The 5,742-nt window shown below is 75.0% G+C and carries 4 protein-coding genes and 1 pseudogene; 1 reads left to right on the top strand and 4 read right to left on the bottom strand.

Annotated features, from left to right (window positions below; all coding sequences use genetic code 11):
• Nucleotides 1–138 precede the first annotated feature (138 nt).
• The 4 genes from ACWDNY_RS31055 to fmt all read right to left on the bottom strand — a co-directional run bounded on the left by ACWDNY_RS31055 (nucleotide 139) and on the right by fmt (nucleotide 4,872).
• Nucleotides 139–1,182 carry a sugar-binding transcriptional regulator gene (locus ACWDNY_RS31055; RefSeq protein WP_451649148.1) on the bottom strand — a complete coding sequence of 348 codons (1,044 nt, stop codon included), beginning with the start codon at nucleotides 1,180–1,182 and terminating at the stop codon, nucleotides 139–141.
• A 79-nt stretch (nucleotides 1,183–1,261) separates the two neighbouring features.
• On the bottom strand, nucleotides 1,262–1,948 hold the full coding sequence (gene rpe, locus ACWDNY_RS31050; protein WP_451649147.1) for a ribulose-phosphate 3-epimerase: 687 nt from the start codon (nucleotides 1,946–1,948) through the stop codon (nucleotides 1,262–1,264).
• 237 nt (nucleotides 1,949–2,185) lie between these two features.
• Nucleotides 2,186–3,604: an RsmB/NOP family class I SAM-dependent RNA methyltransferase gene (locus tag ACWDNY_RS31045; protein WP_451649146.1), complete on the bottom strand. Its 1,419-nt coding sequence runs from the start codon at nucleotides 3,602–3,604 to the stop codon at nucleotides 2,186–2,188.
• 335 nt (nucleotides 3,605–3,939) lie between these two features.
• Nucleotides 3,940–4,872, bottom strand: coding sequence for a methionyl-tRNA formyltransferase (gene fmt, locus ACWDNY_RS31040; protein WP_451649145.1), 933 nt, complete (start codon nucleotides 4,870–4,872; stop codon nucleotides 3,940–3,942).
• 288 nt (nucleotides 4,873–5,160) lie between these two features.
• Here fmt and ACWDNY_RS31035 point away from each other — a divergent pair.
• Nucleotides 5,161–5,676 (top strand): annotated as a pseudogene (locus ACWDNY_RS31035) (hypothetical protein); the annotation flags it as partial.
• Nucleotides 5,677–5,742: the final 66 nt, after the last annotated feature.

The raw sequence follows: 5,742 nt of genomic DNA, 5'->3' as shown, positions 1-5,742 counted from the left end.
CGGGGGCGCGCCCGCCTGACCGCTGCCGGGCTGCGGGAAGCCGTAGCCGGCCCGGACGCCGGGTGTGCCGTCCACGGTGCGCCGGACGCGGGGCGAGCCGTGCACCGCCTGCCGCGCGGAGCGCGCCGGTGCGGGCCGTCAGGGCCCGTCGGGGTCGGCGCGGTTGAGGGCCGGCCTGGGGGTGGGCCCCGCGGTCATCAGGTAGTCCGCCGCCGAGGTGTCCGTGACGAGGCTGGTCACGAGCCCCGACCTCAGCACCGCGTCGATCGCCGCCGCCTTGCGCTGCCCGCCCGCGATCGCGACGACCTCCGGGATCCGGCGCAACTGGTCGGCCTTGACCGTGATGCAGCGCTCCCCCAGGTCCCGTCCGACCCGCCGGCCCTCGGCGTCGAAGAGGTGCGCGGCCATCTCGGCGGCCACACCGAGGGAGGCGTAGTGGGCGCGTTCCTCCTCGCTGAGCATGTCGTGCACCGTCGAGATGCCCGGCTCCCAGGAGCCGATCGACACGCAGGCGACCGTCACCTTGTCGAAGTACTCGAAGGCCCGGGCGATCCCCGTCTGGTGGCGCAGCGCCGTCGCCGTGGCCGCGTCCGGCAGCAGCATGGGCGCGTAGATGGGGTGGGCGTCGCCGCCCGACACCTGGGCGGCGCGGCGGACGGCCTCCACCGAGCCGCGCTCGGAGGTCCCGGCGTCGTACACGCCCGTCAGCTGCACCACCGTGCACGGCGGCAGCCGGTCGAGAGCGGCCGCCATGTGGATGGTGGACCGGCCCCAGGCCAGACCGAGGACGTCGCCCTCGTTGACGAGCTCGCCGAGCAGGTCCGCGGCGACCTCTCCCAGGTTCTCGGGGTCGGGCGTCTCCTCGGCGTCGGCCGGGGACTCGACCACGACAGCGTGCCTGAGGCCGTAGCGGGCGCGGAGCGCGTCCGAGCGCTCGGCGTCCAGCTCGGCCGGCACCCGGATCTCGATGCGCACCAGATCCCGTTCGAGGGCCGTCTCCAGGACCCGGGCCACCTTGAAGCGGCTGACGCCGAACTCCTCCGCGATCTGGATCTTCGACTTGCCCTCGAGGTAGAAGCGGCGGGCCATGGCCGCCGCCTGCACCAGCTCAGCGGGTCCCATCCGCATGGCTGACCGGCCCGCCGACATACCCGACACGGCGATCTCCTCACTGCTGTTCACACTCTGGATTCGCCGTTCATCCTTGCAGATCCGGCGCACTTCATACGCCCCGATGGGCGGCCGTTCACGTAGCTGTGGCTCAGTGGTCGCATGCCCAGGACGCCTTCGCGGTGGCCGACTGCGCCTGGCGGCGCAGCGCGCGGACCGCCTCGGCCGGGTCCTGCGCGCCGTACACCGCCGAGCCGGCGACGAAGGTGTCGGCACCGGCGTCCGCGCACCGTTCGATCGTCGTGGCCGAGACGCCGCCGTCGACCTGGAGCCACAGTTCGAGGCCGTGCTTGGCGATGAGCTCACGGGTGCGGCGGATCTTCGGCAGCATGATGTCGAGGAACGCCTGACCGCCGAAGCCGGGCTCGACGGTCATGATCAACAGCATGTCGAGCTCGGGGAGCAGGTCCTCGTAGGGCTCGATGGGGGTGGCGGGCTTGAGGGCCATGGACGCCCGGGCGCCCTTGGCCCGGATCTCCCGGGCGAGCCGCACCGGCGCGGCGGCCGCCTCGACGTGGAAGGTGACGGAGGAGGCACCCGCCTCGACGTACTGCGGTGCCCACCGATCGGGCTCCTCGATCATCAGGTGGCAGTCCAGCGGGGTGTCCGTCGCACGGGCCAGGGACTCCACGACCGGCACGCCGAGCGTGAGGTTGGGCACGAAGTGGTTGTCCATGACGTCGACGTGGAGCCAGTCGGCCCCTGCCACCGCCCGCGCCTCGTCGGCGAGGCGTGCGAAGTCGGCGGACAGGATGCTGGGGTTGATCTGCACGGCCATGCCCCAAGACTGCCATGCCCGGGCACGGTTGTTCGCCCCGGTCCCCCGGTGGATCCTGCCGGCACCGTACTTCGGGTCCCGGGCGGCCGCCCTTGTTCCCGTCGGGGGCCCGCGCGGTAGGCGGCTCCGGTACACGGGGCCGGCGGCCGTGGGCGCCGGCGCGCGTGGACGAGCCGGAAGGCCGGCCGGCGGTCAGGAGGGCCGCTGACGCCTGTGGGGCCCGCGCCGCGGCGCGGGTCAGCCGGTGCGGCGGATGAGGGCCAGGTACATCGCGTCGGTGCCGTGCAGATGCGGCCACAGCTGGACGTCGGGGCCGTCGCCGAGGGCCGGTACGCCCGGCAGCAGAGGGCGGGCGTCGAGCAGCTCGGTGCCGGGGACCTGCTTGAGCAGGTCGGCGACCACGGCCCGGGTCTCGGCGAGGTGGGGTGAGCAGGTGGCGTAGCCGACGACCCCGCCGACGCGCACCGACTCCAGGGCCGTGCGCAGCAGACCGCGCTGGAGGGGGGCGAAGGCGTCCAGGTCGTCCGGGCGGCGCCGCCACCGTGCCTCGGGCCGGCGGCGCAGCGCCCCCAGCCCGGTGCACGGCACGTCCACGAGCACCCGGTCGAAGGTGCCGGGCCGCCATGCCGGCCGGGTCCCGTCGGCGGTGACGACCTGGTACGGCCCGGGGTTGCCGGCCAGCGCCCGCGCGACCAGGCCGGCCCGGTGGGGCTGCTTCTCGGAGGCGACCAGGAGCGCTCCGCGCTCGGCGGCCAGCGCCGCGAGCAGGGCCGCCTTGCCGCCGGGTCCGGCGCAGCCGTCGAGCCACTTCTCGTCCGGCCCGTCCAGGGGCGCGTTGGCGAGGGCCAGCGCGACGAGCTGGCTGCCCTCGTCCTGCACCCCCGCACGGCCTTCCCGCACGGCGTCCACGGCCCCCGGCTCGCCGCCCTCCGTGAGCCGGACGGCGTACGGCGACCAGCGTCCCGGCACCGCGGCCTCCTCGTCCAGCAGTTCCGCCGTGGTGGCGCGCCCCGGCCGGGCGACGAGCGTCACCTCGGGCCGCTCGTTGTCGGCCTCCAGCAGGTCCTCCATCCCGGCGCGCCCGCCGCCGAGGGAGTCCCACAGGGCCGAGACGATCCAGCGGGGATGGGAGTGCACGACGGCGAGGTGGTCCTCCGGGTCCTCGTCGTAGGGCGGCGCGATCTTCTCCAGCCATCCGTCGAGGTCCTGCCGCGCGACCTTGCGCAGAACGGCGTTGACGAACTTGGCGCGGCCGTCGCCGAGGACGACACGCGCCAGCTCGACGGTGGCGGAGACGGCGGCGTGCGTCGGGATGCGTGTGCCGAGGAGCTGGTGCGCCCCCAGGGCGAGCACGTCGAGCACGGGCGGGTCGACCTCCCGCAGCGGCCGGTCGACGCAGTCGGCGATGATCGCGTCGTAGGTGCCCTGCCACCGCAGCGTGCCGTACACCAACTCGGTGGCCAGCGCCGCGTCCCGCCCGTCGAAGTCGCCCTTCTCGCGCGCCTTGCGCAGCAGCGGCGGCAGGACGAGGTTGGCGTAGGCGTCCCGCTCGTCCACGGCGCGCAGCGCCTCGAAGGCGAGGATGCGGACGGGGTCCTTCTGGGGCCGGCGGTAGGGCTTGGCGGGCTTGCGGGGCCGGCGGGCGGTGTCGCTCACGGAAAAAGGTGCTCCGGATGTCTGGGTGCGCTGTGCGTCCAGCGTACGTCCCGCCCGTCGTGCCGTGCGCCGGGCACCGGTCCGGTCGGCGCGGGTGCCGCGGACGCTCCACGCCGCCTCGGGGCACGGGCGGTTCGCGCCGGCCGGGGCACGGGCGGTTCGCGCCGGCCGGGGCACGGGCCGGTCCATGTCGTCGGGGCGTGCGGGCGCGCTGCCGGGGCGTCTGCCGCCGGGCGCCCGGGTCCGCGGTGCCGCGGTCCACGCCGGCCGGTGACGACCGCCGGAGGCCGTCGGCCCGGCGGTCGTCCCCGGTGCTCCCCCTCTCGCCCGGGGGATCAGCCCCCGAGCGTCTCGCCCTCCGTGATGCGCACGCCGCGCGCCCAGTCCGCGGCACGCATCGGCTTCTTGCCCTGCGCCTGCACCCACAGCAGCTCGACGGCGTGGGAACCGGTGCCCACGTGGACGTTGTTCTTGGCGGCCGAGATCACGCCCGGCGCGAGGCCGGCCCGCTGCGGCACGGGGGCGACCTGGATGAGCTTCAGCCGCTCGCCGCGGAAGGTCGTCCAGGCGCCGGGGGCGGGAGTGCAGCCGCGGACCACGCGGTCGACGCGGAGGGCGGGGGCGGCCCAGTCGACCCGAGCGTCCTCGACGGTGATCTTCGGGGCGAGCGTGACACCGTCGGCCGGCTGCGGCACGGCCTTGAGGGTGCCGTCCGCGATGCCGTCCATGGTCGCGGCGAGCAGACCGGCGCCGGCGAAGGCGAGCCGGGTGAGCAGGTCGCCGCTGGTGTCGGTGGGGCGGATCTCCTCCGTGACGGTGCCGTAGACGGGTCCGGAGTCCAGGCCCTCCTCGATGATGAAGGTCGAGGCGCCGGTGATCTCGTCCCCCGCCATGACGGCGTGCTGCACGGGCGCGGCACCGCGCCAGGCGGGCAGCAGCGAGAAGTGCAGGTTGACCCAGCCGTGGACGGGCACGTCCAGGGCGACCCGCGGCAGCAGGGCCCCGTAGGCGACCACGGGGCAGCAGTCCGGGGCGATCTCGCGCAGCCGCTCCAGGAACTCGGGGTCCCGGGGCTTGAGCGGCTTGAGGACCTCGATGCCGGCCTCCTCGGCCCGCTCGGCGACCGGGCTCGCGACGAGCCGGCGTCCGCGCCCGGCCGGTGCGTCGGGCCGTGTGACGACGGCGGCCACCTCGTGCCGCCCGGAGGTGATCAGGGCGTCCAGAGCGGGAACGGCGACCTCGGGGGTGCCGGCGAAGACGAGCTTCATGGGCGGGTTGGGGCCTCTCGGGCGGGGTGGACGGCGGGCAGCGCACCAGTCTATGGCCACGGGTCGCAGGACACCGACGGCCGCGGTCACGCGACACCGACGACCACTCGCCCCACGACGCCGACGACGTGCGGCGCAGCGCGCGTCACCCCTGGGGGCGTACGCATATGCCCTTACGCCCCCACACCGTGACCAGCGGCCCGAAGACGCGTTGGTCAAGGAAGAGTTGACCCCGAAGGGCCGCGATCGCGGCCGATCCCTTTCAACGCCGGTTCGAGAGGCTTGTTCATGGCCGACCACTCAACCCACGACGCCCAGGCCCGGGCCAGCCTGCACTTGCTGGTGCGGGACATCGAGCGGGTCCGCCGGCAGGTGGACGCACTGCGCACGCTCACCGCCCAGCTGGGGAACGTCTATCGCCCGCGCCGCTCCGGCCCCTCCACGGGCTTCGTCGTCTACGGGCGTGCCCCCGCCCCGACGGTCCGACTCGCCCAGGAACTGCGGGACAGCGTCGAGACCCTGGTCACGGCCGCCGTGGACTTCGACCGCTCGCTCGGGTTCTCGTGGGACGCGGTGGGGTCGGCCCTCGGTGTCACCAAGCAGGCGGTCCACCGTCGTTACGGCGCCCGCCGTGCCGCCGCCCAGGCGGCCGCCGAGGCCGAGCGCGGCACGGAACCGTCGGGTACCCGGACGGTCAACGTCGCCGCCGGGATTCCCGCGGCGGTGCCGGCCGTGCCGGCGGCGCGCTCGATGCCGACCCAGCCGACGGCGGGCAGCCCGTCGCTGCGCGAGGAGGCCCAGCCCATGTCCCAGTTCGACAAGGACGACGTCGAGGAGCTCGGGCTGCTCAAGCTCGACGTACTGGGCGTG

The sequence above is a fragment of the Streptomyces sp. NPDC003697 genome (genome assembly GCF_053587115.1).
This window is presented reverse-complemented; position numbering and strand designations above follow the sequence as displayed.

Excerpts from the sequence above, each read along its gene's own strand:
- rpe (WP_451649147.1), bottom strand. The coding sequence starts at position 1,948 with ATGGCCGTGCAGATCAACCCCAGCATCCTGTCCGCCGACTTCGCACGC.
- fmt (WP_451649145.1), bottom strand. The coding sequence starts at position 4,872 with ATGAAGCTCGTCTTCGCCGGCACCCCCGAGGTCGCCGTTCCCGCTCTG.